The organism is Sphingomonas sp. 320_CC, from assembly GCF_059691795.1.
Map to the genome: position 1 here is coordinate 970,253 of NZ_JCAWAE010000001.1, position 26,297 is coordinate 996,549.

Annotated in this window: 24 protein-coding genes; 7 read left to right on the plus strand and 17 right to left on the minus strand. The window is 65.8% G+C overall.

Going from position 1 to position 26,297, the window contains the following annotated elements; all coding sequences use genetic code 11:
• Nucleotides 1-34: 34 nt before the first annotated feature.
• Nucleotides 35-1,027: an aldo/keto reductase gene (locus AC59GX_RS04450; RefSeq protein WP_497301058.1), complete on the plus strand. Its 993-nt coding sequence runs from the start codon at nucleotides 35-37 to the stop codon at nucleotides 1,025-1,027.
• 273 nt (nucleotides 1,028-1,300) lie between these two features.
• Here AC59GX_RS04450 and AC59GX_RS04455 read toward each other — a convergent pair whose 3' ends face one another.
• The 5 genes from AC59GX_RS04455 to AC59GX_RS04475 form a co-directional block, all read right to left on the minus strand.
• Nucleotides 1,301-2,266 (minus strand): LysR family transcriptional regulator, encoded by a 966-nt coding sequence (locus AC59GX_RS04455; protein WP_497301060.1) that lies wholly within the window; start codon nucleotides 2,264-2,266, stop codon nucleotides 1,301-1,303.
• A gap of 188 nt (nucleotides 2,267-2,454) precedes the next feature.
• Entirely contained in the window at nucleotides 2,455-3,339 is an 885-nt protein-coding gene (locus AC59GX_RS04460) for an alpha/beta hydrolase (protein ID WP_497301061.1), read from the minus strand.
• Nucleotides 3,340-3,359: 20 nt separating this feature from the next.
• Nucleotides 3,360-3,890 carry a helix-turn-helix domain-containing protein gene (locus AC59GX_RS04465; RefSeq protein WP_497301063.1) on the minus strand — a complete coding sequence of 177 codons (531 nt, stop codon included), beginning with the start codon at nucleotides 3,888-3,890 and terminating at the stop codon, nucleotides 3,360-3,362.
• A 98-nt stretch (nucleotides 3,891-3,988) separates the two neighbouring features.
• Nucleotides 3,989-6,472: an ATP-binding protein gene (locus AC59GX_RS04470; protein ID WP_497301064.1), complete on the minus strand. Its 2,484-nt coding sequence runs from the start codon at nucleotides 6,470-6,472 to the stop codon at nucleotides 3,989-3,991.
• Between the two features lie 285 nt (nucleotides 6,473-6,757).
• Nucleotides 6,758-7,954: an MFS transporter gene (locus tag AC59GX_RS04475; RefSeq protein ID WP_497301066.1), complete on the minus strand. Its 1,197-nt coding sequence runs from the start codon at nucleotides 7,952-7,954 to the stop codon at nucleotides 6,758-6,760.
• Nucleotides 7,955-8,379: 425 nt separating this feature from the next.
• Between AC59GX_RS04475 and AC59GX_RS04480 the strand changes: the two genes are divergently transcribed.
• The 3 genes from AC59GX_RS04480 to wrbA all read left to right on the plus strand — a co-directional run bounded on the left by AC59GX_RS04480 (nucleotide 8,380) and on the right by wrbA (nucleotide 10,897).
• Nucleotides 8,380-8,706 carry a cupin domain-containing protein gene (locus AC59GX_RS04480; protein WP_497301068.1) on the plus strand — a complete coding sequence of 109 codons (327 nt, stop codon included), beginning with the start codon at nucleotides 8,380-8,382 and terminating at the stop codon, nucleotides 8,704-8,706.
• Nucleotides 8,703-10,202, plus strand: a complete 1,500-nt coding sequence (mqo, locus tag AC59GX_RS04485; protein WP_497301070.1) for a malate dehydrogenase (quinone) — start codon at nucleotides 8,703-8,705, stop codon at nucleotides 10,200-10,202. The genes AC59GX_RS04480 and mqo overlap by 4 nt, the downstream gene beginning before the upstream one ends.
• A 95-nt stretch (nucleotides 10,203-10,297) precedes the next feature.
• The gene (gene wrbA / locus AC59GX_RS04490) at nucleotides 10,298-10,897 is read left to right on the plus strand and encodes an NAD(P)H:quinone oxidoreductase (RefSeq protein ID WP_497301071.1); all 600 of its coding nucleotides are present in this window, start codon (nucleotides 10,298-10,300) and stop codon (nucleotides 10,895-10,897) included.
• A gap of 264 nt (nucleotides 10,898-11,161) precedes the next feature.
• Here the strand turns inward: wrbA and AC59GX_RS04495 are convergent, their stop codons facing one another.
• The 3 genes from AC59GX_RS04495 to AC59GX_RS04505 are packed head-to-tail and all read right to left on the minus strand — an operon-like array spanning nucleotide 11,162 to nucleotide 13,055.
• A complete protein-coding gene (locus AC59GX_RS04495; RefSeq protein WP_497301073.1) occupies nucleotides 11,162-12,082 on the minus strand; it encodes a pirin family protein in 921 nt (306 codons plus the stop codon).
• 50 nt (nucleotides 12,083-12,132) lie between these two features.
• The gene (locus AC59GX_RS04500) at nucleotides 12,133-12,831 is read right to left on the minus strand and encodes a pirin family protein (RefSeq protein WP_497301074.1); all 699 of its coding nucleotides are present in this window, start codon (nucleotides 12,829-12,831) and stop codon (nucleotides 12,133-12,135) included.
• Nucleotides 12,832-12,857: 26 nt separating this feature from the next.
• Complete coding sequence (locus AC59GX_RS04505) at nucleotides 12,858-13,055, minus strand: hypothetical protein (protein ID WP_497301076.1); 198 nt, start codon at nucleotides 13,053-13,055, stop codon at nucleotides 12,858-12,860.
• Nucleotides 13,056-13,484: 429 nt separating this feature from the next.
• Here AC59GX_RS04505 and AC59GX_RS04510 point away from each other — a divergent pair, with 429 nt between their 5' ends.
• Nucleotides 13,485-15,083 carry an FAD-dependent oxidoreductase gene (locus tag AC59GX_RS04510; protein ID WP_497301077.1) on the plus strand — a complete coding sequence of 533 codons (1,599 nt, stop codon included), beginning with the start codon at nucleotides 13,485-13,487 and terminating at the stop codon, nucleotides 15,081-15,083.
• 39 nt (nucleotides 15,084-15,122) lie between these two features.
• Here AC59GX_RS04510 and AC59GX_RS04515 read toward each other — a convergent pair whose 3' ends face one another.
• Complete coding sequence (locus AC59GX_RS04515; RefSeq protein WP_497301079.1) at nucleotides 15,123-15,425, minus strand: UBP-type zinc finger domain-containing protein; 303 nt, start codon at nucleotides 15,423-15,425, stop codon at nucleotides 15,123-15,125.
• Nucleotides 15,426-15,439: 14 nt separating this feature from the next.
• Here AC59GX_RS04515 and AC59GX_RS04520 point away from each other — a divergent pair, with 14 nt between their 5' ends.
• Nucleotides 15,440-15,616: a hypothetical protein gene (locus AC59GX_RS04520; protein WP_497301081.1), complete on the plus strand. Its 177-nt coding sequence runs from the start codon at nucleotides 15,440-15,442 to the stop codon at nucleotides 15,614-15,616.
• A 202-nt stretch (nucleotides 15,617-15,818) separates the two neighbouring features.
• Entirely contained in the window at nucleotides 15,819-17,330 is a 1,512-nt protein-coding gene (locus AC59GX_RS04525; protein ID WP_497301083.1) for an MDR family MFS transporter, read from the plus strand.
• Between the two features lie 49 nt (nucleotides 17,331-17,379).
• Here the strand turns inward: AC59GX_RS04525 and AC59GX_RS04530 are convergent, their stop codons facing one another.
• From AC59GX_RS04530 to AC59GX_RS04565, 8 genes are all read right to left on the minus strand, one after another.
• Entirely contained in the window at nucleotides 17,380-17,994 is a 615-nt protein-coding gene (locus tag AC59GX_RS04530; protein WP_497301085.1) for a M17 family peptidase N-terminal domain-containing protein, read from the minus strand.
• A gap of 7 nt (nucleotides 17,995-18,001) precedes the next feature.
• The gene (locus tag AC59GX_RS04535; RefSeq protein WP_497301087.1) at nucleotides 18,002-19,417 is read right to left on the minus strand and encodes an MFS transporter; all 1,416 of its coding nucleotides are present in this window, start codon (nucleotides 19,415-19,417) and stop codon (nucleotides 18,002-18,004) included.
• Between the two features lie 210 nt (nucleotides 19,418-19,627).
• Entirely contained in the window at nucleotides 19,628-20,632 is a 1,005-nt protein-coding gene (locus tag AC59GX_RS04540) for a cation diffusion facilitator family transporter (protein ID WP_497301088.1), read from the minus strand.
• A gap of 209 nt (nucleotides 20,633-20,841) precedes the next feature.
• Nucleotides 20,842-21,012, minus strand: coding sequence for a hypothetical protein (locus AC59GX_RS04545; protein WP_497301089.1), 171 nt, complete (start codon nucleotides 21,010-21,012; stop codon nucleotides 20,842-20,844).
• A gap of 107 nt (nucleotides 21,013-21,119) precedes the next feature.
• Entirely contained in the window at nucleotides 21,120-21,992 is an 873-nt protein-coding gene (locus AC59GX_RS04550) for a fumarylacetoacetate hydrolase family protein (RefSeq protein WP_497301091.1), read from the minus strand.
• Nucleotides 21,993-22,029: 37 nt separating this feature from the next.
• Complete coding sequence (dld, locus tag AC59GX_RS04555; RefSeq protein WP_497301092.1) at nucleotides 22,030-23,745, minus strand: D-lactate dehydrogenase; 1,716 nt, start codon at nucleotides 23,743-23,745, stop codon at nucleotides 22,030-22,032.
• A 128-nt stretch (nucleotides 23,746-23,873) separates the two neighbouring features.
• The gene (locus tag AC59GX_RS04560) at nucleotides 23,874-24,737 is read right to left on the minus strand and encodes an alpha/beta fold hydrolase (RefSeq protein WP_187503595.1); all 864 of its coding nucleotides are present in this window, start codon (nucleotides 24,735-24,737) and stop codon (nucleotides 23,874-23,876) included.
• 549 nt (nucleotides 24,738-25,286) lie between these two features.
• Nucleotides 25,287-26,192 carry a helix-turn-helix domain-containing protein gene (locus tag AC59GX_RS04565; RefSeq protein WP_497301094.1) on the minus strand — a complete coding sequence of 302 codons (906 nt, stop codon included), beginning with the start codon at nucleotides 26,190-26,192 and terminating at the stop codon, nucleotides 25,287-25,289.
• Between the last annotated feature and the right edge of the window lie 105 nt (nucleotides 26,193-26,297).

Consider the following 26,297-nt stretch of genomic DNA (forward strand, 5'->3'; position numbering starts at 1 on the left):
CCTGCCTCGTCCCCATCCACGAAAGGTATGACCGATGACGATCTCCATCCCGCTGCGACAAGGTTTCGGCGGCGCACCGCTCGGCAACATGTTCCGTGCCATCCCCGAGGAGGAGGCGATCGCGACCGTCGCCGACGCCTGGGACGCAGGCATCCGTTATTTCGATACCGCTCCGATGTACGGTGCAGGGCTTTCCGAGATCCGGACCGGGATCGCTCTCGAGGGGCGTCCCCGCCACGAGTATCTCCTGAGCACCAAGGTCGGACGGCGCATCCTGGACGAAATGGAGGTCGGCAAGGCGGATCTCGGCGAGAAGGGAGGCCTGTTCGAGTTCGGACGGAAGAACAAGGTGGTGTACGACTATTCGTACGACGGCGCTCTTCGCGGGATCGAAGAAAGCCTCGAACGGCTCCGGACCGATCGCATCGACTACGTCTGGATCCACGACGCAGCCAAGGACTTCCACGGTGATCGTTGGGTCGAGGTTCTGGACGGTGCACTCGAAGGTGCGGGCGCTGCTTTGACCCGACTGCGGGACGAAGGGGTGATCGGAGGCTGGGGCCTCGGAGTGAACCGCGTCGAGCCGTGCGTGATCGCACTCGAACGGGCGGATCCGGACGGCTTCCTCCTGGCTGGACGATACACTCTTCTCGATCACGCTGACGCGCTCGCCAAGCTCATGCCCGAGGCCGAACGCCGCGGAGCGGGTATCGTGGTCGGGGGACCGTACAACTCCGGTATCCTGGCGGGCGGCGAGCACTACGAGTACCAGAAGGCTACTCCGGAGATGCAGGAGCGCGTCGACGGCCTCAAGGCGATGGCCGAACGGCATGGGGTGGATCTGCGTGCTGCGGCCCTGCAGTTCTGTCTGGCCCACCCGGCGGTCGCCGCGATCATTCCGGGCGCCAGCCGCCCGGGCCGAAGCGCCCAGAACCTCGCCTTGGCCGAAGCGCCGATCCCTTCCGCATTCTGGAACGAACTGCGGTTGGCCGGGCTGGTCTCGCCCGAGGCTCCTCTGCCCGCATGATACGATGGCGACGGTTCCGCCCCCAGGCCAAGTAGGGGCGGGGCCGTCACATCCGCATCACGCGGCATGTCGTATGACCGGTCGGAGCATGGCACGGACGTCTCGGGCCACGGATAGGCCGGTCGCAGTCTCGACATTGCCGCCCTGATGGGGACAACAGCCGGGCCGCCTTCGGTTCGTCAGAGCCGGCTCCGGCTTTCGCTCGGTATCGAAGGTACGTGGGCGCCGGATGACCGGCGCCCGTCAGGCCGCATTCCTCTTGCGGAGGCCTGGTTAGATCGTCGACGGCCTCGACGTCGGCATGTGCCGTCCGGACGCGCCGGGACCCGCGGCGAGATCATTGGCGATGAACTGCTGCAGCCGGGGCACGAAGAAGTCGAGGAACAGACGGACACGTTGAGGCATCAGCGGGCCACCGATGTAGAGCGCATGGACATCCTCCTCGTCGCCACATCCGGCTTCCGAAAGGACCTCTACCAGACGGCCGTCCGCAATGTCGTCACGGACGTGATACTCGCCCAGGCGTGCCAAGCCGGCGCCGGCGATCGCGAGATGCCGCACCGTGCCGCCGTTGTTGGTCAGGAAGTTTCCGCGCACCGTGCGGTTCACGACGGCGCCCGCTTCCCTCAGCGGCCAGACGGGCGCCGCGCGGCGGAAGTTGAATCCCAGGCAGTTGTGCCGGTCGAGATCCTCGACCGCAGTTGGCGTACCGTGCCGCTCAAGGTAGGCAGGAGAGGCCACGATCTTCCTCTGCGCCGCACCGATCCGACGCGAGATCAAGTTCGAGTCGACGAGAGTGCCGATCCGGAACGCGATGTCCGTCCTGTCGAGATACAGGTCGACCAGTTCGTCGGATACGGAAAGATCGACGACGATGTTGGGATGGGCATCCCAGAACTCCGAAAGCAGCGGCACCAGTCCCATCGTGCCGAAACCGATAGACGCGTTCACCCTGACGGTCCCGCGCGCCTGACTGGCGCCCTTGGCGATGTCGAGTTCGAGTTCCTCGAAGTTCGCGACGAGGGCTTTGCCGCGCTCGTAGACGAGCTTGCCTTCGTCGGTCAGGGAAAGCGCTCGCGTCGAACGCTCCATCAGCCGAACACCGAGCCTCGCCTCCATGCGAGCGATGAGCTTGCTCACGGTGGAGGGGGTCGTCAGCAGCACCCGGCCCGCCTCGGAGAAGCTCCCGGTCTCGACTACCCGAAGGAAGACCTGAAGCTCGCCGATTCTGTTGTCCATCTTTGCCCGTCCTATCGCACTACGTCGTCTTGATCCGACCATGCACCTCGATCGGAGCGGCGTCAGTCCAACATTTCGAACTGCTGCCGTACAGGCTGATGCGATGCCTCGAACGGGGCCAGCGGCATTCGAACACTCGATACGTGTCGCAACAGGTAGCAGCAGTGCGACGACACGATCGGAAGGCCTCAGCACGTGCGGGCGTCCGGGTTGGTCGCGAAGTAGAATGCCTCGCGGACCGCGCTGGCCACGAGGCGCTGCGCGTCGAGGGCGCCGCGGGCGTGCACGAGCGGCGGAAGCCACGAGAAGTCGTGAATCATGCCTAGGCTCCGGTGCGCGGAGATCTCGTGCTCCGTCGCCATCATCCTGCGTGCGAAGTGCTCCGCTCCGTCGCGGAACGGGTCGATCTCCGCCGTAAGCAGCAGGATCGGAGGCAGTCGCCTAAGCCAGTCGCGGGACCGGTCGGCTGGCCAACCGACAGGACCAGTCAGGGTGAGCCCGCTCCGTGCGCACGCATCGGCCGCCGTTTCATTCATCCGGTGCGTGCCGAAGCCGCCCGCGGGAGGTCCGAACACCGGGGTAATGAGCACGAGCAGCGATGCCCGACTGCCTGCACCGGGCGGGCCGCCCGCGCACGCGAGCGCCGACAGCGCGCCGAGACCATCGCCCGCGAAGGTTAACCGGGACGGGTCAATCAGGCATGGAGTCGCAGAGGCGAGCGACGCCAACCGTTCGTTCACCCGCCGTTCGGAGGCGGCGGGACCTGCATCCGGTTCGATCGCGACCGGTAGCACTGCGGCGCCGGAGCGATCGGCGATACTCTGAAGCGCCTCGGCCCGATCTTCCGACGATCCCGCGTGGACGTAGACGATGATTGGAACGGTTCGTGCTCCGTCGCCCCGGGGTCGAAACACGTCGCAGTCGGTGTGGCGATCATCATGTAGAAGACCGTCGACGGCTTGGCCTTCGCCGCAGCGATCGAGAAAGGTCTGAACGACCGGATCGAGAGCCGGGTGATGATGCGATGCCGCTACCAGCACGTTTCGATCGATCCGCGCGTGGTTCGAAGTCATGACCGCTCTGCTCTCCGGGATCAGGCGGCAAGGGCAAGCGGGCGGGCCGCATACTGACGACGCCACGTAGCAGGCGAGTCGCCCTTTAGGCGGCGGAAGAGGCGGCTGAGATGCGCCTGGTCGGTGAAGCCGCAGGCCGCCGCGATGATGGCCAGCGGCTCGCTGCTGCGCATCATCATCGTCGACGCGTTGTCCACCCGCCGCTGCATGACGAAGGCGTGTGGGGTCGTACCAAAGGTCTGGCGGAACGCGCGGCAGAAATGGCCGGTGCTCAGACGTGCGACGGCGGCCAGGTCGTCATTGGAGATCGTTGCGTCCAGATGGGCGTCGACGTAGGCGGCGACCTGACGCGCCTGCCAGGGCGCGAGGCCGCCCGATTCCGGCTGAGGCACCGCCTTCGACTGACGGCCGAGCAGCATGTCGCGGACGGCCACGATGCGATCGAGCGCGAAACCGATGTCGCGGTCGATCGAATTGGCTGCGTCCTCCAGCATAGCGGCGAGGATGGCGAACGGCGTGCTGTCGGCTTCCTGGATGGCGTGTGCGGTCATGATCTCTGTCCTCCAAGCGCCGATCCGTCGGACCGGCTTGATGAAGGCATGATGCCGCGCCCCGGACGGGGGCGTGAGTTAAGCGTTGGGAAGAGGTGTTAAGCCGACGCCTTCACGGCGAGGTTCCAGGCGACTTCCGCGAATCCGTCGGCAGCGACTTCGAACATCTCCCGCTGCATCCTGGTACCTTCGGCTAGGACTTCGTGATCATCCAACGCGTGTCGATAACCGGCGACGAACGTCGCCCAGTGATCGAGCCCATGTCGCCCGGTATGGTCCGCCAAGACCGCGATCCATTCGCGCGCGAGTGCCGTCTTCCCCGCGACGATCGCTACGGGAATGCACCCGATGGCCAGGCCGTAGCAGGACGACAGGGCATGATCGATCTGCACCGCATCGTCCGCGCAGGCGCAGGCCAGTTCCAACGCTCCGGCGATATCGCCTTCGTGCAGCCAACGCAGGCGCATCATGAGGCTCATCGCCGCGATCTTGCCGTCTACCTGAGCATGGTTCGCGTGATTGGCCCGTTCGGGAACGTCGTCGCCGGCCAATACGTCGTCGAGGTAAGAGGCCGCCGCGTCGTGGTCGCCAGCGAAATGGTACGACAGGGCGAGCATGTGGGCGCCCGTCTGACGGCCCGCGAGATCACCTTCGGGACCGACGGCATCGGCGAAGCGCCGGGCGAGCGTCAGGCTGTCAGGATATTCGCCGGCGAGTATGTGGTAAGCCCAGACGCCCCACAGCGCACGCAACGCCAATGCATCCGATCCATTCGCTTCCGCCAGGGCCATCGCGCGGACGAAGGCGTCCCGCATCTCGGGAACGGGGCCTCGCGTATGCCACAAGGCATGGCCGTAGGCGGAAAGCAGTTCGATCTGCAGTCCGCCATTCACGGCGCCGCCGTCCATCGCGGCGATGGCGGTCTCCGCATGCACCAGGAACTCACGGGGCAGCGAGAGGTGGAACCATAGGGCGGCACTCGCGATCAGGAGTTCGACGGCCAGCGCAGGCGCGCTCCCTTCGCCGTTCGCCCAGAGCAGCGAGCCACGGACGTCTTCGATATGCCCGATGTAGGCCGTCAGCCACTCCCTCGGGGCCTTGCCCTCCCAGGCGGCTGCGCTGTTCTCGAAGACACTTAGCAGATGGTCTGCGTGCACGCGTCTGGCTTCTGCGCCCTCTCCGCGTTCATCCAGCCGCTCCAGTCCGTAGTGACGTGTGGTGTCCAGCAGTCGGAACCGCACGCTTCGTGAACTCGTCACGCCTCCGACGAGCGACTTGGCCACGAGATCCGCAAGCGCGTCGCGGGCGGCCGACGGTGACAGGCCGGCGCCGACCGCCGTCGCCATCGCAGCGTCCGCGTCGAAGCCCGACCGGAACAGAGAAAGCCGATCGAGCAGTCGCTGCGCGGTCGGTTCAAGGAGCATGTAGCTCCAGTCCAGGACCGCCCGCAGCGTCTTGTGGCGGGGGAGGGCGGTCCGCCGACCACGGGTCAGAAGCCCGAACCGGTCGTCCAGACCGGCCGCTATCAGCCTGGGATCCATGAGATCGCAGCGTGCTGCGGCGAATTCGATCGCAAGAGGCATGCCGTCGAGCTTCCGGCAGATCTCGATCACGGCCGGCATGGTATCGGGCCCCAACCGGAAGGCGCCGTTGACCGCGCGCGCCCGCTCGCCGAACAGGGCGACCGCAGGATAGGTCCGCTCCGCGTCCAGATCGAGTTCGTCCTCCACCGCTGGAAAATCCAGGGCCGCCAGACGGTGCACCCATTCACCTTCGGCGCGCAGCGGTTCCCGGCTCGTCGCAAGCACGGACAGCGACGGAATGGTGCGAAGAAGGTCCTCGACGACGCCAGCCGCCGCGTCGACGACCTGTTCGCAGTTGTCGAAGAGAAGGAGCGTCGGCATCGCCGAACCCGAGGCCGAGATGCGATCCAGAAGATCCCCGCCGGAGGGCGGCAGGCCCAGCGCCGAAGCTACGACCGCCTCCACGTTCGCGGAATCGTCAACGGGCGCCAGGTCCACGAAGCAAGCCGTCGATCCGGCATCCCGGCTGACCAGTGCTGCGATCTGCAGGGCGGCAGTCGTCTTGCCGATCCCGCCCGGGCCGGCGATCGTGATGAACCTCCGCCGGCCGAGTTCCTCCGCCAGCGCCGCAACGATCGCGTCGCGACCCCAGACCGATCCGAGGCGGACAGGCAGCGGCGTTGCGACGGCTGCGCCTGTAGACGCGATCGGCTCTTCGTCAACGCGACCGTGCGCCTCTCTAACCACCGGAAGCGCCAGTCGGTAGCCGCGTCCCGCTTCGTTCACGATCGCGCTTTCGCCGGCGCCGCCCTCGGCGAGCGCCTTGCGGACCGCGGACAGGTGGACCCGAATCGCGCTTTCGTCGATCGCCTGACCAGGCCAGACGCTCTCGAGCAGCGAGGATCGCGTCACCAGCGAACCATTCGCCTCGGCCAGCACGGCGAGCAGGTTGAGGGCGCGCCCCCCGAGCTTCACCGGCTCGCCGTCGCGGGTGAGCGTCAACTGCGGAAGGATGAACTGAAAACGTCCGAAGCGGTAATGGACCGCACTCTCGTTCACGTGCCGATCTCCACTGCCGCCAGATGCCTGGGCACCACACGGGATGCGTCCGGGCCCGGTTGCCCGCCGTCTTCCGGTCCGTCGTGACTAGAGCCTTGTGCGCAACCAGCGCGACTATACGATGGTATAGGTTTCGACGTGTCCCTCAACATGGAAGCGCCGGGCACGCGGGTCATCGCGCCTTTCGACACGCTTCGCCGGCCTCAGGCGCTGGCCAGACGCTCGACGACCTTCACGAGGCAGCGGTCGTGTTCTCGGGTACGGCCGACTTCGTCGCCGTACCCCTCAGCGTCTGCGGATCAGGCTCACGCACTGGATCACGGTGGCGCAGAGCGCCAGTAAGGCCCCGAGAACGGAGACCCCGAACCAACCGGCCGCGGTCCAGGCCTGGGTGGCGGCAGCGGATCCGGCTGCCCCCCCGAGGAACATCCCGCCCATGAAGATCGTGTTCAGTCGTGCACGTGCTTCGGGTCTCAGCGCGTAGACGACGTGTTGGTTGGAAACGAGTGCGCTCTGCACCGCGAAGTCGAGTACGATCACGCCGACGATCATCCCGGCGATCGACGTCCATAGACTGAATAGTATCCAGGAGACGAGGGTGAGGGCGGCCCCGAGCGCGATGACCGGACGAGGTCCCTTCCTGTCCGCATAGCGTCCGGCGAGGGGAGCCGCGAGAATGCCCACCGCACCCACGATGCCGAAGAGCCCCGCCACGTCCGCGCCTAGACCGAAGCGCGGTTCCTGAAGGCGGAACGCCAGTATCGTCCAGAACGCCGTGAAGGCCGCGAAGACGAGCGACTGCGTGACGGCCGCCAGACGCAGTTCACCGAACTCGCGCCACAGCCCGACCAGGGATCGCAGCAGTTGGCCGTAGGAGAGATCCGTCGTCGGTCGACTGCGGGGCAGCGTCCAAGCCATCCAGGCGCCAGCCGCCAGAGCCATGGGTACGCCGAGCCAGAACATCTCCCGCCAGCCGGCATGCGTCGCGACGAACCCGGCAAGCGTCCGGCTCAGCAGAATGCCGCAGAGAACTCCCGACATCACGGTCCCGACGGTCGCCCCGCGACGATCGGGTGCGGAGAGGTGAGCGGCCAGCGGTACGATCTGCTGTGCGACCGTCGAGGCGACGCCCAGCAGAAGCGACGCGAGGATCACCAGCTCCGCGGTGGGAGCAAGCGCCGCAGCGACCAGGGCGGCAGCCAGCACCCCGAACTGGATGACGATCAGACGCTTGCGTTCGACCAGGTCGCCGAGCGGCACGAGCAGGAAGAGTCCGGCAGCGTACCCGAGTTGCGTCGCTGTCGGCACGAACCCCGTCATTCGGCCGGGCAGTTCCCTCTCCATGACCCCGAGCATCGGCTGATTGTAGTAGATGTTCGCGACGGCGACGCCGGCGGCAATCGCCATCGCGAACGTCATGCTCGTCGAAAGGGACCTTCCGGTCCCGGCGGCTCCGGATGTCATCTGCGCTTCGGTCGTCATCACAAACTCCGGAATAAAACTGCTTTGCCGCCATGCCGCTCCTCGACGAGGCCACGGACGCACAGCATCGGTTGACCTGCCCTAGGACAACGGCGGCCGGAAACCTTGTCGCATCCTCCGCCGAACGATCAAAAAACGATGTAGTCGAGTCCGGGCCGGATCGGTGCATCAGCCCGTCAGAAATCGACCACCCGATAGAAGCGCCGATCGGCCCGTTGAAACGTCGCCTATGTCCGAACGCGCCGAATCGCGTTCGAATTCGACAATCGCGCAGGGCCCACGGTCGCGCAGAAGCATCCCATGAAGCGCCGAGCGCACTCACCCAGATTTCGCCGCAGCCTGCCTGGAGATATTCGATGATCCGATGCGTCCGCATGTGGACCGGTTCCGATGGTGACTCCCTCTTCGAAGAGGGAAGCATCCAGATGACCGAAGGCGCCCGTGGCGACTTCGTCGGCTCGCCGGTCGAAGCCGTCGCGGTCTCGTTCCAGGAGACGCGGTCCGGAGGATCGTTCGAATGGCATCAGGACCCGGTCCCGCGGTTCGTCATCACGCTTTCCGGTACGCTCGAATTCGAAACGAAGTCCGGAGCGACGTTCACCATCCGCCCGGGTGACGTCCTTCTGGCGCAGGACGACAGCGGAAGTGGTCACAAGTGGCGGCTGATCGGCGAAGAGCCGTGGCGCAGGGCCTACGTCGTCTATCGCGAGGGCGCCGAACTGAACTTCAAGCCGAAGGGAGACGCGGCATGATCACTCCGACATCCTCGAAGCCCGACGTCGTCCTGATCGGCGCCGGCATCATGAGCGCGACTCTCGGCACCGTGCTCAAGGAACTCGATCCGTCGCTGCGGATCGCCATGTTCGAGACGCTCGACGACTGCGGGCAGGAGAGTTCGGAGGCGTGGAACAACGCCGGGACCGGACACGCGGCAAACTGCGAACTCAACTACACGCCTCAGCGTGCCGACGGCAGCATCGACATCTCCGAGGCGCTCAAGGTCAACACCGAGTTCGACATATCGCGTCAGCTATGGTCCTTCCTCATCACCAAGGGAGCGATCCCGGATCCTCGCGCCTTCATACACCCGTGCCCGCACATGAGCTTCGTCTGGGGTACGGAGAACGTCGCGTTCCTGAAGGCCCGGTACGAGGCGATGTCGGCGCATCACTGCTACCAAGGCATGGAGTACAGCGAGGACCGGACGACGATCGCCGGATGGGCGCCGCTGATCATCGAGGGCCGGGCCGAGGACCAGCCAATCGCGGCGACACGGATGATCACCGGGTCCGACGTGGACTACGGATCGCTCACCCATCTGCTCGTCAAGCATCTGTCGGCCCAATCCGACTTCGATTTGCGCTACAACCGCAAGGTCGTCGATCTGACGCGGACGGACGACGGACGGTGGAACGTCGAGATCGAGGACGTCTACGACGAAACGCGGCAGACCGTATCGGCGGGCTTCGTGTTCATCGGAGCCGGAGGCGCCTCGATCGAACTCCTCCAGAAGTCCGGCATACCCGAAGGGGACGGCTATGGCGGGTTTCCGGTCAGCGGCATCTGGCTGCGCTGCGAGATCGACGCGGTGACCTCGCGCCATCACGCCAAGGTCTACGGCAAGGCGGCGAGCGGTTCGCCTCCCATGTCGGTCCCGCACCTCGATACGCGCGTGGTCGCTGGAAAGACCTCGCTGCTCTTCGGTCCGTATGCCGGCTTCTCGAGCAAGTTCCTCAAGCACGGTTCCCTGACCGACCTTTTCCACTCGATCACGCCCGACAACGTGATCCCGCTCCTCAACGTCGCGAAGGACAACGTGAAGCTCACCGAGTACCTCGTCGGCCAGGTGATGCAGACGGGGGCGCATCAGTTCGAGACGCTCAAGCAGTTCTTCCCGAACGCCAAGCGCGTCGAGTGGAAGGAGGCGGTCGCGGGCCAGCGCGTCCAGGTCATCAAGCCGGACAAGACCGACCGGGGCGGCAGTTTGGAGTTCGGGACCGAACTGATCTCCGCCGCCGACAAGTCGATCGTGGCGCTGCTCGGCGCTTCCCCGGGCGCCTCGACGGCGGCCTACATCGCGATGGAGGTCCTGGAGAGGTGCTTCCCGGACAAGCTCGCCGACGACGCGTGGTTGCCCGGCTTGAAGAGGATCATCCCGACCTACGGCGTCGATCTGACGCAGGACGCAGACGCCTGCCGCGCCACGCGCGCGGCTACGGCGCCGGTCCTGAGGATCGAGAACGTCTGACTACGAGATAAAAGTTTCACGGTTCGCGGCCCGAGCCTCCCTCCCTCCGTGGGTTCGGGTCGCGATCCAGACGAACGGAAAAGAAGGATATTCCGATGACCAAGGTTCTGGTGCTCTACTACTCATCCTACGGCCATATCGAGCAGATGGCGGACGCTGTCGCAGAGGGCGCGCGATCCGCCGGCGCCAACGTGGATGTGCGGCGGGTGGCCGAGACCGTTCCGCAGGCGGTCGTCGAAGCGGCGCACTTCAAGACCGAGAGCGCGCACGCCCTGATCGAAGGCCCCGATGCTCTCGCCGACTACGATGCCATCATCGTCGGCTCCCCGACGCGCTTTGGACGCATGCCGAGTCAGATGGCCAGCTTCTGGGACGCCACGGGCGGCCTGTGGTTCACGGGCAAGCTCATAGGCAAGGTGGGCGGCGCGTTCACGTCGACCGCGAGCCAGCACGGCGGGCAGGAGACAACGCTGTTCTCCATCATCACTAACCTGATGCACCACGGCATGACGATCGTCGGCCTGGATTACGGGTTCCAGGCTCAGGTCGGCGTCGACAAGGTGCGGGGCGGTTCGCCTTACGGAGCGACCACGATCGCGGACGGTGATGGAAGCCGGCAGCCCGCAGCCGACGAACTCGACGGCGCGCGCTACCAGGGGCGGCGGATTGCCGAAACGGCAGCCCGGCTGAAGTGAGAATCGGTTAGGGCCCGGTCCGGTGATCTGACGGGGTTGCAGCGCCCCCGTCAGATCGTCCGCGGTAGTGGCCAGCGCCTTCGATCACCTTAAGCCGGCTGGAGTGAGAAACAGAGTGGTGAAGCGCCCTGTCTTACGGTGACGCCATCGAGAGCCCACGCCGTCAGACCGCATAACTGCCTCGGCATCGCGGCGTAGCCCTCCTTGGCTGCCGATCGCACTCCGCAGATCCCGGGCGATCGCGAAGCCGCTCGGCGTCGAACGTCAGGGATATCGTACCGGCTCGGGCTCGGCCGGAAGAGGGATGAATTCGTGCTCTTCCGGGACATGCGCGAAACGACCGGCCTTCCAATCGGACTTCGCCTGTTCGATCCTCTCCTCGCGCGAGGACACGAAGTTCCAGAAGATATGCCGTCGTTCGGGAAACGGCTCGCCGCCGATCAGCATCAGCCGTGCTCCATGTTGCGCCCGGACGAGGATTTCCGCACCGGGCTTGAACACGACGAGTTCGCCCGTGGCAAAGCCACCGGTCTGTCCGACGACTTCGATCGCTCCCCCAACAACGTAGATCGCCCGTTCGACGTGCTCGGCCTTCAACTGGTACCGAGCGCCCGGCTGGAGATGGATGTCTGCATAGACGAGATCGGAGAACGTCTTCACCGGTGACACCAGCCCGTCAGACTGGCCGGCGACGAGCGTCAGCCGCGTACCGTCGGCTTCCACGACCGGGATTTCGCTTGCCTTGTAGTGCGCGAAGTCAGGAGCGATCTCCTCCAGCCCCGCAGGCAGCGCCAGCCAGGTCTGCAGCCCGAACAGGGATGCACCACTGACCCTGTTCTCAGGACCGGTACGCTCGGAGTGCACGATGCCCGAGCCCGCCGTCATCCAGTTGACCTCGCCCGGACGGATGGCCTGCACTGAACCGACGCTGTCGCGATGGAGGATTTCCCCCTCCAGCAGGTAGGTGACCGTCGCCAGACCGATGTGAGGATGGGGGCGCACGTCGAGACCTTCGCCCCCACGGAACGCGGCAGGACCCATCTGATCGAAGAAGATGAAGGGACCGACCATCCGTCTGTGAGCGGAGGGCAGCGCGCGGCGGACGGTGAAGCCGTCGCCAAGGTCGCGGACGGGTGGCAGGATGACCTGCTCGACGCCTTCGATGTCGCTGGAACGGATGGACATGGGCTAGCTCCGTAACGAGGTCGCCGGGCCGAAGCCCGGCGTTGATTAGGTCAGGCGGCGTCGACCAGGATGATCTCACTGTCCTCGACGGCCGTGATCGTAAGCGTCTCGACATCGCTGATCGCAACGCCGTCGCGCGCGTTGGCGCGAGTGCCGTCGATCTCGATCGCGCCGGTCGCAGGCACGAGGTAGGCGCGTCGGTCCTTCCCGAGCGGGTAGGACGCGGTCTCGCCCGCCTTCAGCGTCGCAGCGACGATGCGTGCGTCGGTGCGTATCGGCAAAGCGTCGTCGTCGTTGGCGAACCCCGACGCCAGAGTCACGAAGCGTCCCGAACGCTCGCCCTTGGGGAAGGGACGTGCACCCCAGCTCGGCTTCTCGCCCGAGCGGGTCGGCTGGATCCAGATCTGGAAGATCTTCGTCGTGACGTCCTCCTTGTTATACTCCGCATGGGCGATGCCCGTACCAGCCGACATCACCTGCACGTCGCCGGCCTCGGTGCGACCGACATTGCCGAGGTTGTCCTGATGCGTGATCGCTCCCTCGCGGACGTAGGTGATGATCTCCATGTCGCGGTGGGGATGCGGCGGAAATCCGGACTGTGGTGCGATGGTGTCGTCGTTCCAAACCCGGAGATTCCCCCAACTCTCGCGCTTGGGATCGTAGTAGTTCGCGAATGAGAAATGGTGTTTGGCGTCGAGCCAGCCGTGATTGGCGCCGCCGAGCGAAGCGAAGGGACGAAGTTCGATCATGTCGTATCTCCTTTGGGGTAGGATGGTCAGGCGGACAGAAGCGCGAGCGCGTCGACCTGACGATCGTTGAAGCCGAAAGCACGGAGAGCCGGGACGTAGTCGCTGGCTATCCGCCGATGGCGATTAGTCTCGCAGACGAAGTCGCGAACGGCCTCGAGCTTGGGGTCCGCGAGCGGCCTGGGCCCCTTGTTGCCGGTCAGAGCGCGAAAGAGGCGACCTGCCACGCCAGCTTTCCCCGTGGCACCGCATCCACACATGGAAGCGTCGCTCAGGGCTACCGACACCGCTTGCCATTCCAGCGAGCTGAGGGTCGGTTCTGTCGTTGCCTCGTTGCCCATTTCGTCCTCCGTCGTTCCGTTGCCATGGAGATAGGCGGTGCTGACATGATCGATCAGTCAGATAAAGTACGTCAGAACATTCGATGAAACTGAAAAGGCGGGCTCGGGGCGCGGGCGGCGTTCCGGCAGTATCGATCATCGATCACGCAGAGCCGTCCAACTAGGGTCATGCACGACCAAGCCGGATCGCCGGCTTTCTAGCATATCCGCTCGAGATGCTCGCGCCATTCCGGCGCGACCGAGGAACAGCCCGTGCAGCAGCTTCCCGTCGATCTCGATGATCCCTATGCGCGAACCGGCCAAGTGTACCCGGTCTTGTCCGACGAGATGACGGACAGGATCCGCCCTTACGGCGTCGAGGAGGCGCTACCCCCTGGCGCCCCGCTCTTCGCTCGCGGCGACCGGCACGCCGATTTCTTCGTCGTGCTCGGCGGCGAGATCGGTATCTTCGCCGCGGATCAGGACGGCGAGGGGTCGGAGCGGCTCCTGACGGTCCACCGCCGCGGCCAGTTCACCGGCGAACTCGATCACTTCAGCGCTCGCGCTCTGCTGGTCAGCGCGCGCGCGATAACCGCGGTACGCGTGTTGCGCATCGCCGAGTCCGGGTTCAAGCGGCTGATGACGGCCGAGTCCGACATCGCCGAGACGGTGATGCGTGCGTTCATCCTGCGGCGGATGGGCTTCGTCCATCACGGGGAAGCTGGCATCACGCTGCTGGGACCCGCATCATCCTACGACACCCTCCGCCTGGAGCGCTTCGCCATCAGGAACGGCTACCCGATCCGGCTGGTGGATACGGCGAGCGACCCTCGAGGCGTCGACCTCATGGTGGAACTGGGCCTGGAGCCGGGCGACTTGCCCGCCGTCGTAACGCCTGACCGGACCGTGATGCGGAACCCGCCGACGCCGGAGTTCGCGGACAAGCTGGGACTGACCGAAAGGTTCGCCGTCGACGAGATCTGGGACGTCGCGGTGATCGGAGCCGGACCTGCGGGGCTGGCGTCGGCTACCTACGGCGCCTCCGAAGGCCTGAAGACCGTGGTGATCGAAGGCCTCGCCCCGGGCGGACAGGCAGGTACCAGTTCGAGAATCGAGAACTATCTGGGCTTTCCGACCGGCATTTCGGGACAGGCCCTGGCCGGGCGCGCCCAGGTCCAGGCGCAGAAGTTCGGCGCACGGATCGCCGTCTCCCGGATGGCGACCCGACTGGACTGCTCGACGAGCCCCTTCCGCATCGAACTCGAAGACGGCCAGGTCGTACTGGCATCGGCCGTCGTCGTGGCGTCGGGCGCGCGGTACCGACGGTTGTCCGTCCCCCAGTACGAACGGTACGAGGGAGCCGGCATCCAGTATGCGGCGACGGCGATGGAGGCCAGCCTGTGCAAGAACCAGAACGTCGTGGTCGTCGGCGGGGGCAACTCGGCCGGGCAGGCCGCGGTCTTCCTCTCACGACACGCCGGCCACGTCCACATCCTGGTCCGGAAGTCGGGCCTGGCGGAGACGATGTCCGACTATCTGGTCGAGCGCATCGCGATGTCGCCGCGTATCACGCTGCACCCCTTCAGCGAGGTCACGGGCGTATTCGGCGAAACGAACCTGCAGGAGGTGGAGTGGATCGACGACCGCACCAGGGAGACCACGAGGATCGCGTGCGGAAGCCTTTTCGTCATGATCGGCGCCGAGCCGAACACCGACTGGCTCAGGACGTGTCTTCCGCTGGACGAGAAGGGCTTCGTACTCACCGGCCGTGACGCCGAAGGCAAGGCCTTGGAATCCCCTTACGCGACCAGCCGGGACGGGATCTACGCCGTCGGAGACGTGCGTGCGGGATCCGTCAAACGAGTCGCGGCAGGCGTGGGGGAAGGGTCGATCGTCATCCAGGCGGTGCATCGATACCTTGACCGGAATGCCTGACCCGTTAGCCACTTCCTTCGGAGAGGCGATTGCATCCCGCTATACGAAACGGGGGATGGGGCCGGGTTGGGCGGTCTGATCCGGCAGCGGCACCTCGATTCCGTCGACGTAGCACCAGCCCCAGCCCTCGGGCGGGTCGTATCCTTCGATGATGGGATGGCCAGTGGCGTGGAAATGCTTCGTGGCGTGCCGGTTCGGCGACTCGTCGCAGCAGCCGACATGGCCGCATTCGCGACAGAGGCGGAGATGCACCCACCAGGACCCGGTCTCGAGGCACTCCTGGCATCCGGCGGCGCTGGGGGTGACGTCTTTGATGGTATCGAGATGGGTGCAGCCGGTCATCGAATGGATCCTTAATGGCGATTGCTGAGCGGAGATCGCCTCGGATTGCGCGCGTCGAGGCATCGAGCATTGCAGAAATCCGTCATGGCTTGGTCGAACCGATCAAAACCGCGCTGCTCATCCTCTTCGGCGTGTCGTCGAGGCTCGTCCCGCCGCCCGGGAAGGTCGATCAGGAGCGGATCGGTCCGTAACGCGCCGTTTTTCGACAAGAGCGCGGTCACTTCGCCGCATAGCTTTCGCTGCACCAAGTTTTGTCGCGAGTAGCCGTTGAATGACCTCCGACCCAACGAACCCCGCCATTTACGCGACCAGAGTCCGAAGGAACCCAGTTCCCGATCAAGTCGGCCGTCGGGGCCCTCTGAAGCGAGCACGTTCCTGTCCGGGCACGGCGAAGTGACCGGAACCAAGCCTGTCGAGGCGTCGCCGGTCGCTGCAACCGAGGAGCAGGCCGCACCGTCCTCCGAGACGCTGCGGTTCATGGGCATATTCCTGGCCGTCGCTCCGGCGATGTTCATCGGATCCCTGGATCAGACGATCGTCGCGACGGCGCTCCCGGTGATCGCCGCTCAGCTCGGCAGTCTCGCCGACATAACCTGGATCGTCACCGCGTATCTGCTGGCTGCGACCGTGGCAGCGCCGATCTACGGCCGACTGGGCGATGCCGTCGGACGCAAGACGGTGCTTCTCGGTGCGCTGGCGTTGTTCATCGCCGGGTCGGTGGCCTGCGCGCTGTCCCCCAACCTGACGGTCCTGGTCATCGGACGGGCTCTTCAGGGGCTCGGCGGCGGGGGGCTGATGACGCTGTCCCAGGCGCTGATCGGCGAAGCCGTCAGCCCCAAGGAACGAGGACGTTTCCAGGGTTGGTTCGGAGCCGTCTTCGCGACCGCCAGCACGCTCGGTCCCGTCCTCGGCGGCCTCCTCTCCGAGCACGTCGGCTGGCGCTGGATCTTCTGGGTAAACGTACCGCTCGGATTGGCGGCGGCCGTCGCGGCGATGAGGGTCGAAGCCGAAGAGGGACAGGGCGGCTTCTCGCTCGACGTTCAAGGCACCGCGATGTTCGTCGCCGCGACCCTCGCCCTTCTGGTCGCCCTCAGTCTGGGCTCCTCGCTCGGATGGACATCGGCGCCGGTCCTCATCCTGCTCGGCATCGGTCTGCTCGGTCTGGCTCTGCTTCTGCCCGTGGAAAGGCGGGTGACGGCTCCGCTGCTCTCACCGGGACTGCTCACGCAGCCCGTGGTGTGGAAGTCCGCGCTCTGCGTACTCCTCTTCGCCGCAGCGCTCTTCGGGGCGTTGGTCCAGCTGCCGTTGATGCTCGAGTTGGTCTTCGATGTGAGCCCGACATTTGCGGGACTCCTGCTCATTCCGCTGACGCTCGCCCAGGTATGCGTATCGACATGGGCCGGCATGCGGATGTCCACCACGGGGCTGCCCCGGGGGCCGCTGGTCTGGGGCCTGGGAATGGCGACGCTCGGCTTCGTGGCGCTGGCTGCCACGTTGACCCTAGGCCCGATCGCCGTCGCTGCATCCTCCGTGCTGTTCGGACTGGGACTCGGAACGACCATGCCCGCCGCGCAGACCATGGCGCAGTGGGCTGGAGGAAAGGCGAGATTGGGCGCGTCGACGGCGACCCTGTCCTTCTCCCGGTCCGTAGGCGGCGTATCGGGAACGGCGGTCACCGCCGCGATACTCCTGGCCGCGATCGAACACTACGCCCCGGGATCGGCCGGAAAGGTGCAAGCGCTGCTCGGAGGCGAAGGCGCCGAAAGGGCGGGCCTTCCCCACGAAGCCATCACCTCGGCATTCCGCCTGGTGTTCGCGTCCCTGGCGGCGATGACCGCAGCGGCGACGCTTCTGGCCGCGACCATCCCGGCCGTCGATCTCGCGGACCCCGAACCCAAGGCATGAAACGCCGAGGAGCGTCGGGCGCGAGGTTCAGCGTCCGACGCCCGGAGGCTCAGGAGGTGGGTAGTTCGATCGACTGCAACGCTGCGCGGAACCGGGACGTGGCATCGTCGAGGTGAGCGGCACCGGTTCCGAAGGTCCAGGACTTCATCGACGGCTGCAGCGCCAAGCCCAGTTCCGCGAGACGCATCTCGGCATCGATGGCACCTACCACGCCGCGCAGCATTGCCGAGCCCGCCGAACCCGTCCGGTCGGGTGTCAGCCCCGAGTCCAGCATGCCGGGCGCGATGCCTGCGCTCTCGGCGCCCACGCGGTTGGCTTCACGCACGGCCACCCTCGTCGCCTGTTCCATGACGTCCGCGGTCCAGTCGTCGGGCGACCCGAGTCCGATCATCAGGACTGCCTCCGCCCTGATCACCGTTGGCAGCGTACGGAGCATCACCGTCTCCATCCGTTCGGCGCGGAAGGACCGCTCCGCGCGCAGGGTCCGCAGACGTCCGTCCAATGCCGTATCGAGATCCAGAAGACCTCCGACGAGGGGGGCGTCGCCCACTTCGTGCGTGAACATGCCGGCGCAGGACAGTTCGACCATCGCGCCGACCGCGTCCCAGGCCGCGACGTCGATCACCACGCCGCGGTACGTTCCTACGATTCTGTGTTCGGGCATGGCTTGCTCAATTCTCTGGCTGGAAAGGTGAAAGGAAGAGGTAGGCGATCAGTGCGGCGCTTCCTGCCATGACGGCGCCTATGACGGCCGCGACGTGGAACGCGTCGATCATCGCAGGACCATGACGCGCGATCACGGTGCCCGTCAGCGCGGTCACGATCAGACCGCCGGTGCGGGTCGTGGCGCTGTTGAGGCCGGATGCCGTTCCCGTGCGAGCGGCGTCCACCGCGCCGAGGATGGCCGTCGTAAGCGGTGCCGCCGTACCCGCCATGCCGATGGCGATCACCGCGATCGCAGGGAGAACGTCGAACAGGTACGTGGCGTCCGCATCGACCCGCAGCAGAAGAAGCATGCCGGCTCCGACGATCAGCGGCGATATCGACAAAGGGAGACGAGACCCGACCGCCACGGCCGCTCGGCCGGCGAAGGGCGATCCCAACCCGATGATCAGGGGGAAGGGTACGAGAGCGAGACCCATCTGCAGCGCGGTGTAGCCGGCGGTCGTGATGAGGACGTAGGGCAGAAGAACGAGGAACCCGGAAAGCGAACCGTAGACCAAGAACGTCAGCAGCGTGATGCCGACCAGCGGCTTCGACGCGAACATGCTGAGCGGGATCATGGCATCCGGACCCTGCCGATCCTCGACGAGAACGAAGACGACGAACGCAAGGAGACCTGCAGCCATCGCGGCCGCTGGGACGATCCCGCCATGCCCCCCGGTCCAGTCGGTCAGAGCCCAAGCGACGAGCCCGAGCGCGAAAGTGACGACGACCGCGCCCAGCCAGTCCAGGACCCGACCGCCGGTCCGGCTTTCGCCGACGTAGTGGAGAGCGCCGACGATGGCGCCCGCCGCAACGGGAATGTTGATGAGGAAGATCGTCCGCCAGCCGACGTTCTCGATCAGAGCGCCTGCCAGCAGGGGGCCGAGCGTGGTGCCGATCGATCCGGCTGCGGCCCATAGGCCGATCGCCTTCCCCCGCGCCTTTCCCGTGAAAGCCGAGCCGAGTATCGCGAGGCTGTTGGGTATGAGCATCGCCGCGCCGACGCCCTGGATGGCTCGCGCGATCAGCAGTGCGGGCAGATCCTGCGCGAAGGCGCACCCGACGGAGGCGATCAAGAACAGAAGCATGCCCGCTATCAGTATCCGTCGACGTCCGAAGTGATCGCCGGCGGCACCTCCGAACAGCAGCAGGGCGGAAAGCGGAAGCCAGTAGGCGTTGATCGTCCACTGCAGGCCGGCAGGATCGGCATGAAGGTCGCGGCCGATCGCGGGCAGGGCCACGTTCAAGGCGGACGCGTCGATGAAGCCCAAGGTCGAAGCCAGCACCGTCACGACCAGCGTAGCTCGAGGGTGGCTGGCCGGCGTTGGTATCATGGCCTTGGTCACGGCGTGGTCGCCGGCGTTCGCTGAAACCGATGTCATGTCGTGCGCCTCACGTGGTCACGGCGATCTTGCTCGTCCCGCCGTTGCTAACCGGCGCAGCCTGGTTGGCTTGGCGCAAATTCACGCGGCTTGTCCGTTCCGGACGATTTGAGACGGGCCGGCGAAGTACTGGAACAGCTTTGCTGCGATGCGAGCCGCGATCATGCGATCGGCCGTCCCGGACCACACCCCGTGATCGATCTGAGGCCTTCACCAACCTCGCGCCGCCTGGATCTTCGCAAACCGCTCCGGACTCTGCGGCTTCATGAACACCGTGATGACCTCCGGATGAGCGGTCTTCAACCGCTGCTCCATGCCGTTCGCCACGTCCTCGATCTCGACGGCCTTGAGACCCGGAGCGAATTCAACGCTGAGCGCCAGGATCAGTTGATCCACGCCAATGTGGACGGTGATCGCGCCATTGACGGCCTCGATGCCCGGCTCCTCGCGAGCCGTGGCCAGGATCGTCCTGACCTTCGCCGGGGAGGCAGACAGGCCGATGAGCAGCGCCTTGGCCTGACCGGCCAGCACCAGCGCCGATACGGCGAGGATCGCACCGATGCCGATGGACGCCAGGCCATCAAGCCATGGTCGGTCGAGGATCTCGCCGGAGGCGATCCCCGCAGCGGCTAGAAGCAGGCCGAGAACGCCGGTTAGGCTCCCGAACAGAACCGTCAACGAGGCTGTGTCGCGCGACGTACGGGCGAAGGCGATCAGGCCGCGCCAGCCCTTGCTGTCGCTGATCTTGCGGAGGGTGAACGCCGAAGAGACGATCTCCACGCAGAGCGAGGCGAGGAGAATGGCGTAGTTGAGCCGCACGTCCTTGAGCGGCGAGGGGGCCGCGATCTGCAGCAGTCCATCGTGGATGGTCGTTCCCGCGCCCGCAGCCAGAATGAGCAGCGCCGCGACGAAGCTCCAGAAGAAGGCTTCGCGTCCGTAACCAAGCTGATGAAGCGCATTAGACGGACGTCGCGCCGCGAAGACGCTGTAGAGGAGGATGACTTCGGTGCCGGCGTCTATCAGGGAGTGGATCCCTTCGGCGTACATGGCGGAACTGCCGGTGGAGGCTGCCGCGTAGAATTTGAGGACGGCGATCGCCAAGTCGCCGGCCAGAGCGGCGATGACCGTGACGGATCGCGCGTCCGCGACTTCAGCGCTCAGCAGCGCGGGCAGACCGGCCCACCCCTTCCCGGAAAGTCTGAAGGCCTGTCTCATGACCAATGTGTCAGTCCGATCGGCACGGCGGTTCGGCTTCCATTCCAATTCTCGGGGGCGGATCCGCCCACTGGCGCCGTTGTCGGGCAATTCGCATCGCGGCGTAACTATACGAGGGTCTGGGTAGTCGTCCTTAGACGACCACCGGAAGACCGTGAGGCGATGCGATCACCGCTGCCAGAGTGTGGGCGATTCGGCGCCGGTCCCGATCAGACGTCCCGCTTGAAGACCAGGGGCATGATCAGCACGGTCACGAGGAGCACGAGCATCAGCGCGACGATGGGATCGCCCAGAAGAAGCTGGATCTCTTCCCATGCCCCGACGCCGATCCCCGCCACCGCCGCCACCGTTCCGACGGCGATGGAACCGCGTGTGATCACGCTAGCCGGGAACGACGCGCGAGAGGCCGGCGCGGCGTCAATCGCCCGCGTCGCCCCCGTCGACGGCAAAGGTCTCTGACCGTGCGGTTCGATGTTCGGTAGGGGCGTCATCTCGCGGTTCTCGCAACTTCCTGCTGCACCGGATTCGAGAGGATGCCGATCCCTTCGATTTCGACTTCGCAGACGTCGCCGGGCTTCATCCAGAGCGGTGGTGTGCGTGCGAACCCGACCCCGGCGGGCGTTCCGGTCACAATGACGTCCCCAGGCGCGAGCATCATGGCTTCGCTGAGCAGCGAGATCTGACGGGCGACGTCGAAGATCATGTCGTCGGTCGAGATGTCCTGCACCACCGCGCCGTTGAGACGCGTCTGGAGACGCAGCCCCTTCGCGCCGGGGGGAAGGGCCGCGGCAGGCACGAACCAGGGACCGAAGGCACCGGTGCCGTCGAAGTTCTTGCCGACCGTCCACTGCGGCGTGCGGAACTGATAGTCGCGGACCGAGGCGTCGTTGAAGATCGAATATCCCGCGACGTGAAGCAGAGCCTCCTCCTCCGGGATGTGACGACCGCCGAGGCCGATGACCGCTACCAGTTCACCTTCGAAGTCGAGATGATCGGAAACGTCCGGTCGGATGATGGGCGCTCCGTCACCGATCAGGCTCGAGGCGAACCGCCCGAAGATCGTCGGATAGCTCGGAACCTCGAAGTGCCCTTCTGCGGCATGGTCTAGATAGTTCAGACCTACGCAGATGATCTTGGCGGGATGGGGCAGCGGCGGAAGCCGTTCGACGAGGTCCAGATCGATGGGCCGCGCAGAGCGGAACTGCTGGATCACGTCCATCAGGTCGATGCCTGCGGCGATCAGTTCCGGCAGATCGCCCGGATAGGCGGCGTCGTTCCACCAGACGGCCCGGAAGCCGTCTCCGGCGTCCGCCGCGAGGCCGAGACCGTCCTCATTCCGGAAGCGAGCGAGCTTCGACATAGCATTCTCCATGATGTTTCGGTCCGGATCCGGACGTTCAGTTCCAGTCGGCGTTCTTCGAAGTCCGCCCGATGCCCGGGTTCAGGCTGTTGGTCGGATCGAGTTCCCGGTAGTGACGCACGAGCGCGGGCTTCGCCTGGTAGAGGTGGCCGACGTTGTGTTCGGCCGGGTACTCGGCTCGACGCTCGTCCAGGAGCTCCCACATCGCGTTCTCGAAGGCGACGGGGTCGCACCCCGGCTTCAGCAGATAGTCCCGGTGGAACACGTGGCAGAAGAAGTGGGCGCAGTAGCTGACCCCGACGACCTTCGTCGCCAGTTCCGGCGGCAGCTTCTCGGCCCAGTCCTCGTCGTTCCTGCGCAGCGCCACGTCCAGGGCCACGATGTCGGAGATCTGGTCGCGGTGAAGCGCGCGGAACCGGATTGAGGCGCCGGCGACGGCGAACCGGTGCAGGAACGCCTTCGCCCCCTCGTCCGGGGTGCATTCGAAGTAGTCGCCGTTCGACGTCGGGAACGACCGGCCGAGGAGCTCCCGCGCTTCGGCGATGCCTTCGCCCGACATCCGAAGGATGAGATGGTGCTCGAACCGTTCGTGATACTCGTAGAGCCGGCGGGGAAGGTGCGGGGGAAAGAGATCCGCGACCCCCTGCATGATCCGGTCGGACAGATTGTCCGGAAGGAACGGTACGCGTGCGACGAGGGCGTCGAACCTGCCCTTCAGGGCGAACAGGCCCGGGAGGCGCTTCGCGCCCAGATGCCGGATCGCGAGGAAGGTGTCCTTTCCGTATCTTTCGGTCAGCGCGAACGCGGAACTGTGGATGTACTCCCCTTCGACGGGCAGCGATCGGAAGTGCTGCAGGACCTGCCGTCTGAACGCTGACAGCTCCGCCGGGTCGTTCGTCCCCAAGTAGAATTCCGCGATCTCTTCGTCGTGCGGGAAGGTGTCGAGACGCACCGCGAAGACGACGACGTGTCCGCCCGACCCCGCTGCCTCGAACAGCCGGCGAGGATCGTTGTTGAACCGGGCCGGCGTCTCCGCGTCGACGTCGCGGACGTGGTTCTGGTAGTCATGGTCGGAGCAGGTCCGCTCCTCGTCGTCGACGATGTCGGCTTCGTCGTACGCACCGGTTTCGATCGTCTTCAGGATGGTTTCGGGATCATCGCCGAGGTCGATACCGAGATGGTTGACCAGGTCCACGACGCCGTCGTCGCCGATTCTGGCGAACAGCGTCATTTGTGTGAAGGCGGGACCACGCTGAATGAGCGCGCCGCCGGAGTTGTTGCACACGCCACCCAGCACGGACGCCCCGATGCAGGACGAGCCGATGCGCGAATGCGGCTCGCGGCCCATGGGCGCGAGCATGTCCTCCAATTGGAAGAGCGTGGAGCCCGGCAGACACACCACCTGACGCCCGTCCCGGATCGGACGGATGCCTCCCATGCGGACCGTGCTGACGATGACGACATCGCGGTCGTAGTCGTCGCCGTCGGGCGTCGACCCGCCCGTAAGACCGGTGTTGGCGGCCTGCATGATGACGATCGCCCTAGCGCGTGCGCAGGTGTTTACCACGTGCCAGAGTTCGCGCAGGGAAGAGGGCTTGGCGACCGCGAGCGCCTCACCGGACCCGAAGCGGAATCCGGTACGATAGCGCTTGGTCTGCCGGCTCCCGGTCAGGACGTTCCCTGCGCCGAGGATTTCCTGAAGGTCCCGTACGAGACGCAGGCCGGCGGCGGTGGGATTGGACGATGGCGTCATCTGAATGCTCCGATGCCGTGCGTGACGGCTGAGCAGGCTCGCGCCCGCGAGCTGTTGTCGGACCGAGGCCCAGGTCGAGAAGACACCGCTGCGGGACGAGCCGCGGTGTCCCAGGACTCGACGCGGCCTCAGCCGTTCCACGTCTCGAGGAATTCGAGAAGCAGGGCGTTCACGGCTTCCGGCCGCTCCTCGTGGGGGAGATGGCCGCAACGCTCGATGGGAACCGCCCGCAGGTCGTCGGCCATCTCGCCCCAGACCTTCGGCATGTCGAACATCTTGCCGACCGCGCCGAAGTCCGCGCCCCAGAGCGCGAGCGTCGGGCAGGCGATCTTGACGTCGGCGTCGACGAGGTCCTGTGCGACGTCCTCGGCGTTGGCCCGGTAGTCGGCCATCGCTCCGCGGACGGCCCCGGGTGCCCTGAAGGCGCGGACGTAGGTGTCGAAGGCCTCGCCGGAGATCGCTGCCGGATCGTAGGCCCAATCGGAGAAGAACCAACGAAGCCAGGGTTCCTCCTTGCCTGAGATCAGAGTCTCGGGAAGGTCGGGAACGAGATGGAAGAGGAAGAACCAGTACGCCTTGGCGATCTCCGCGTTGATTTCACGTGCGACGACCCGGGTGGGCACGTTGTCCATCACCACCAGGCGTTCGACACGGTCCGGGAAATCCTTGGCGAAGCGAGTCGCGACGCGAGCACCGCGGTCGTGTCCGACGAGGGCGACCTTCTGGATCCCGAGGGTGTCGAGCAGTGCTGCGAGATCATTGGCCATCGTGCGCTTGTCGTAGCCGCTGGCGGGTTTGTCGGTCTCGCCGTAGCCGCGCAGATCGGGTGCGATGATGCGGTACAGTTCGCCGAGCACCGGTATCTGGTGTCGCCACGCGAAGTTCGTCTCGGGGAACCCGTGAAGCAGTACGACCGGAGCGCCGGCACCGGCGTCGATGTAGTTCTGGCGGATGCCGTTCGCTTGGACGGTGTGATTGGCTTGGGCAATCATGGGTTACCTCGACGGCTCGGCGTTGGTTTGGCGGGTGGCATCCACCGAGCGTCGCAGGACCTCGGTTCGTTGCCCGTCTGATACGTCCCGCCGATCCCTGGGGCTTGGCGAGAGACGGCATGGCTTGGACGTGGTGCGCATGAACGATGGCAGTGAGACAGGTGCCGCGCGGATCACCGTGCCTTGATGACCGAAGCCCGACGTGAAGGCGTTGCTTGGGTGTTGCAGCATCCCCCGACCTGCTCTGCGAGGAACTAGCCAGCACCGGCGCGATCTCCGGGCGCGCACCTCGATGACGGGCCACGAACGCGGGGCTGCGCATGAAGGCCGAGATCGGCAGGGTGCCTGGAAACGGCCGTCTGATGGCCGTCCCGGCGGATCTTTAGCCGAACGACGCACGCGTCCCACGGCGGTCGGGCGGCCGAATTCCTGTCGGGCCTTTCGCGGTCCAAGTCGTCGTCCGCGTAAGTTCCGTTGCGATCCGACGCAATCACGTCCTTAGTGGACAGGTCAGCCGGTGGACCGATGATCTCCGGAGCCCAGCCCCGCTCAGGCGCCTTGCCGCCGCCTCCAGGCCGCCGGCGGCTCGCCTGTGGCACGCGTGAAGACGCGCGTGAGGTGGCTTTGATCGGAGAAGCCGCAGAGATCCGCGATCTGTGCAATCGACAGGTCCTCGTCGCGCAGGAAGGTCTGTGCCTGCTCAAGACGACGGCCCAGGAGCCACTGATACGGAGGGACGCCGGTCGTCAGACGAAAGGCGCGCGCGAAGTGGCTGGTCGAGAGCCCGCACTCCGCCGCCAGCGTCCCCAGCGATATCTCGTTGGCCAGATTGGCGTCGATCAGTTCCTTGGCGCGTCGCTCCTGCCAGCGCGCGAGATGGCCCCGACCCGCCGGTTTGACGTGGACGACTTCGGCGTACGACTTGACGACGTGAGCCCCCAGCGACCAGCCCATGTGATCGAGGAACAGCTGATTGGGCTCGTTCGGTGCATCTAGCGCGGGGATCAGCGCTTGCACGACTCCCAGGATCGTCTGGTCCGGCTCGGGTTCACCCGGCTCGAACCGCAGGCTCTCCACCGTGCCGGAATGCCGGTCGTTCACCACTGCGTCGAGGGCCGAACGCGGCACATGAATGTTGACGCAATCGAACGCCGAACGAAGATGCGCGCTCCATTCCCGCTGGTAGTCGTACATCAGCACCATGCCCGCGGCCTGGCGGTTGAACGCGAGCTTGCGCCCTCGCAGGAAGATATCGCCGCGATAATCGCGCAGCTGGATCGAGATCATGAACGCGTCCTCGACCAGATGGGGGGTCGTCATCCCCGAATCCTCGAGATCGGACCGCAGCCGCGTCACGGTGATCGGGTGTTCGCCGGGACTGTTGAGACTGATCGACTGCACGCGGGGCGCGGGGACGTAGAGGTGGACCCGGTTCGTTTCAGGGTTCTGTCGCATCAGCAGGATCCTACGGCATCGAACCGCTGCGTCTCGTCCGTTCCGCAGATCGGTGCGACATCGCACCGTGTTCGTTGTGGTAGAATAGGCATGACGTAGCTCGGC

Bases quoted from the DNA above. Each gene is read 5' to 3' on its own strand.
- AC59GX_RS04450 (WP_497301058.1), top strand. From the start codon at position 35: ATGACGATCTCCATCCCGCTGCGACAAGGTTTCGGCGGCGCACCGCTC.
- AC59GX_RS04455 (WP_497301060.1), bottom strand. From the start codon at position 2,266: ATGGACAACAGAATCGGCGAGCTTCAGGTCTTCCTTCGGGTAGTCGAG.
- AC59GX_RS04460 (WP_497301061.1), bottom strand. From the start codon at position 3,339: ATGACTTCGAACCACGCGCGGATCGATCGAAACGTGCTGGTAGCGGCA.
- AC59GX_RS04465 (WP_497301063.1), bottom strand. From the start codon at position 3,890: ATGACCGCACACGCCATCCAGGAAGCCGACAGCACGCCGTTCGCCATC.
- AC59GX_RS04475 (WP_497301066.1), bottom strand. From the start codon at position 7,954: ATGACGACCGAAGCGCAGATGACATCCGGAGCCGCCGGGACCGGAAGG.
- AC59GX_RS04480 (WP_497301068.1), top strand. From the start codon at position 8,380: ATGACCGAAGGCGCCCGTGGCGACTTCGTCGGCTCGCCGGTCGAAGCC.
- mqo (WP_497301070.1), top strand. From the start codon at position 8,703: ATGATCACTCCGACATCCTCGAAGCCCGACGTCGTCCTGATCGGCGCC.
- wrbA (WP_497301071.1), top strand. From the start codon at position 10,298: ATGACCAAGGTTCTGGTGCTCTACTACTCATCCTACGGCCATATCGAG.
- AC59GX_RS04495 (WP_497301073.1), bottom strand. From the start codon at position 12,082: ATGTCCATCCGTTCCAGCGACATCGAAGGCGTCGAGCAGGTCATCCTG.
- AC59GX_RS04500 (WP_497301074.1), bottom strand. From the start codon at position 12,831: ATGATCGAACTTCGTCCCTTCGCTTCGCTCGGCGGCGCCAATCACGGC.
- AC59GX_RS04515 (WP_497301079.1), bottom strand. From the start codon at position 15,425: ATGACCGGCTGCACCCATCTCGATACCATCAAAGACGTCACCCCCAGC.
- AC59GX_RS04520 (WP_497301081.1), top strand. From the start codon at position 15,440: ATGGCGATTGCTGAGCGGAGATCGCCTCGGATTGCGCGCGTCGAGGCA.
- AC59GX_RS04530 (WP_497301085.1), bottom strand. From the start codon at position 17,994: ATGCCCGAACACAGAATCGTAGGAACGTACCGCGGCGTGGTGATCGAC.
- AC59GX_RS04535 (WP_497301087.1), bottom strand. From the start codon at position 19,417: ATGACATCGGTTTCAGCGAACGCCGGCGACCACGCCGTGACCAAGGCC.
- AC59GX_RS04540 (WP_497301088.1), bottom strand. From the start codon at position 20,632: ATGAGACAGGCCTTCAGACTTTCCGGGAAGGGGTGGGCCGGTCTGCCC.
- AC59GX_RS04550 (WP_497301091.1), bottom strand. From the start codon at position 21,992: ATGTCGAAGCTCGCTCGCTTCCGGAATGAGGACGGTCTCGGCCTCGCG.
- dld (WP_497301092.1), bottom strand. From the start codon at position 23,745: ATGACGCCATCGTCCAATCCCACCGCCGCCGGCCTGCGTCTCGTACGG.
- AC59GX_RS04560 (WP_187503595.1), bottom strand. From the start codon at position 24,737: ATGATTGCCCAAGCCAATCACACCGTCCAAGCGAACGGCATCCGCCAG.
- AC59GX_RS04565 (WP_497301094.1), bottom strand. From the start codon at position 26,192: ATGCGACAGAACCCTGAAACGAACCGGGTCCACCTCTACGTCCCCGCG.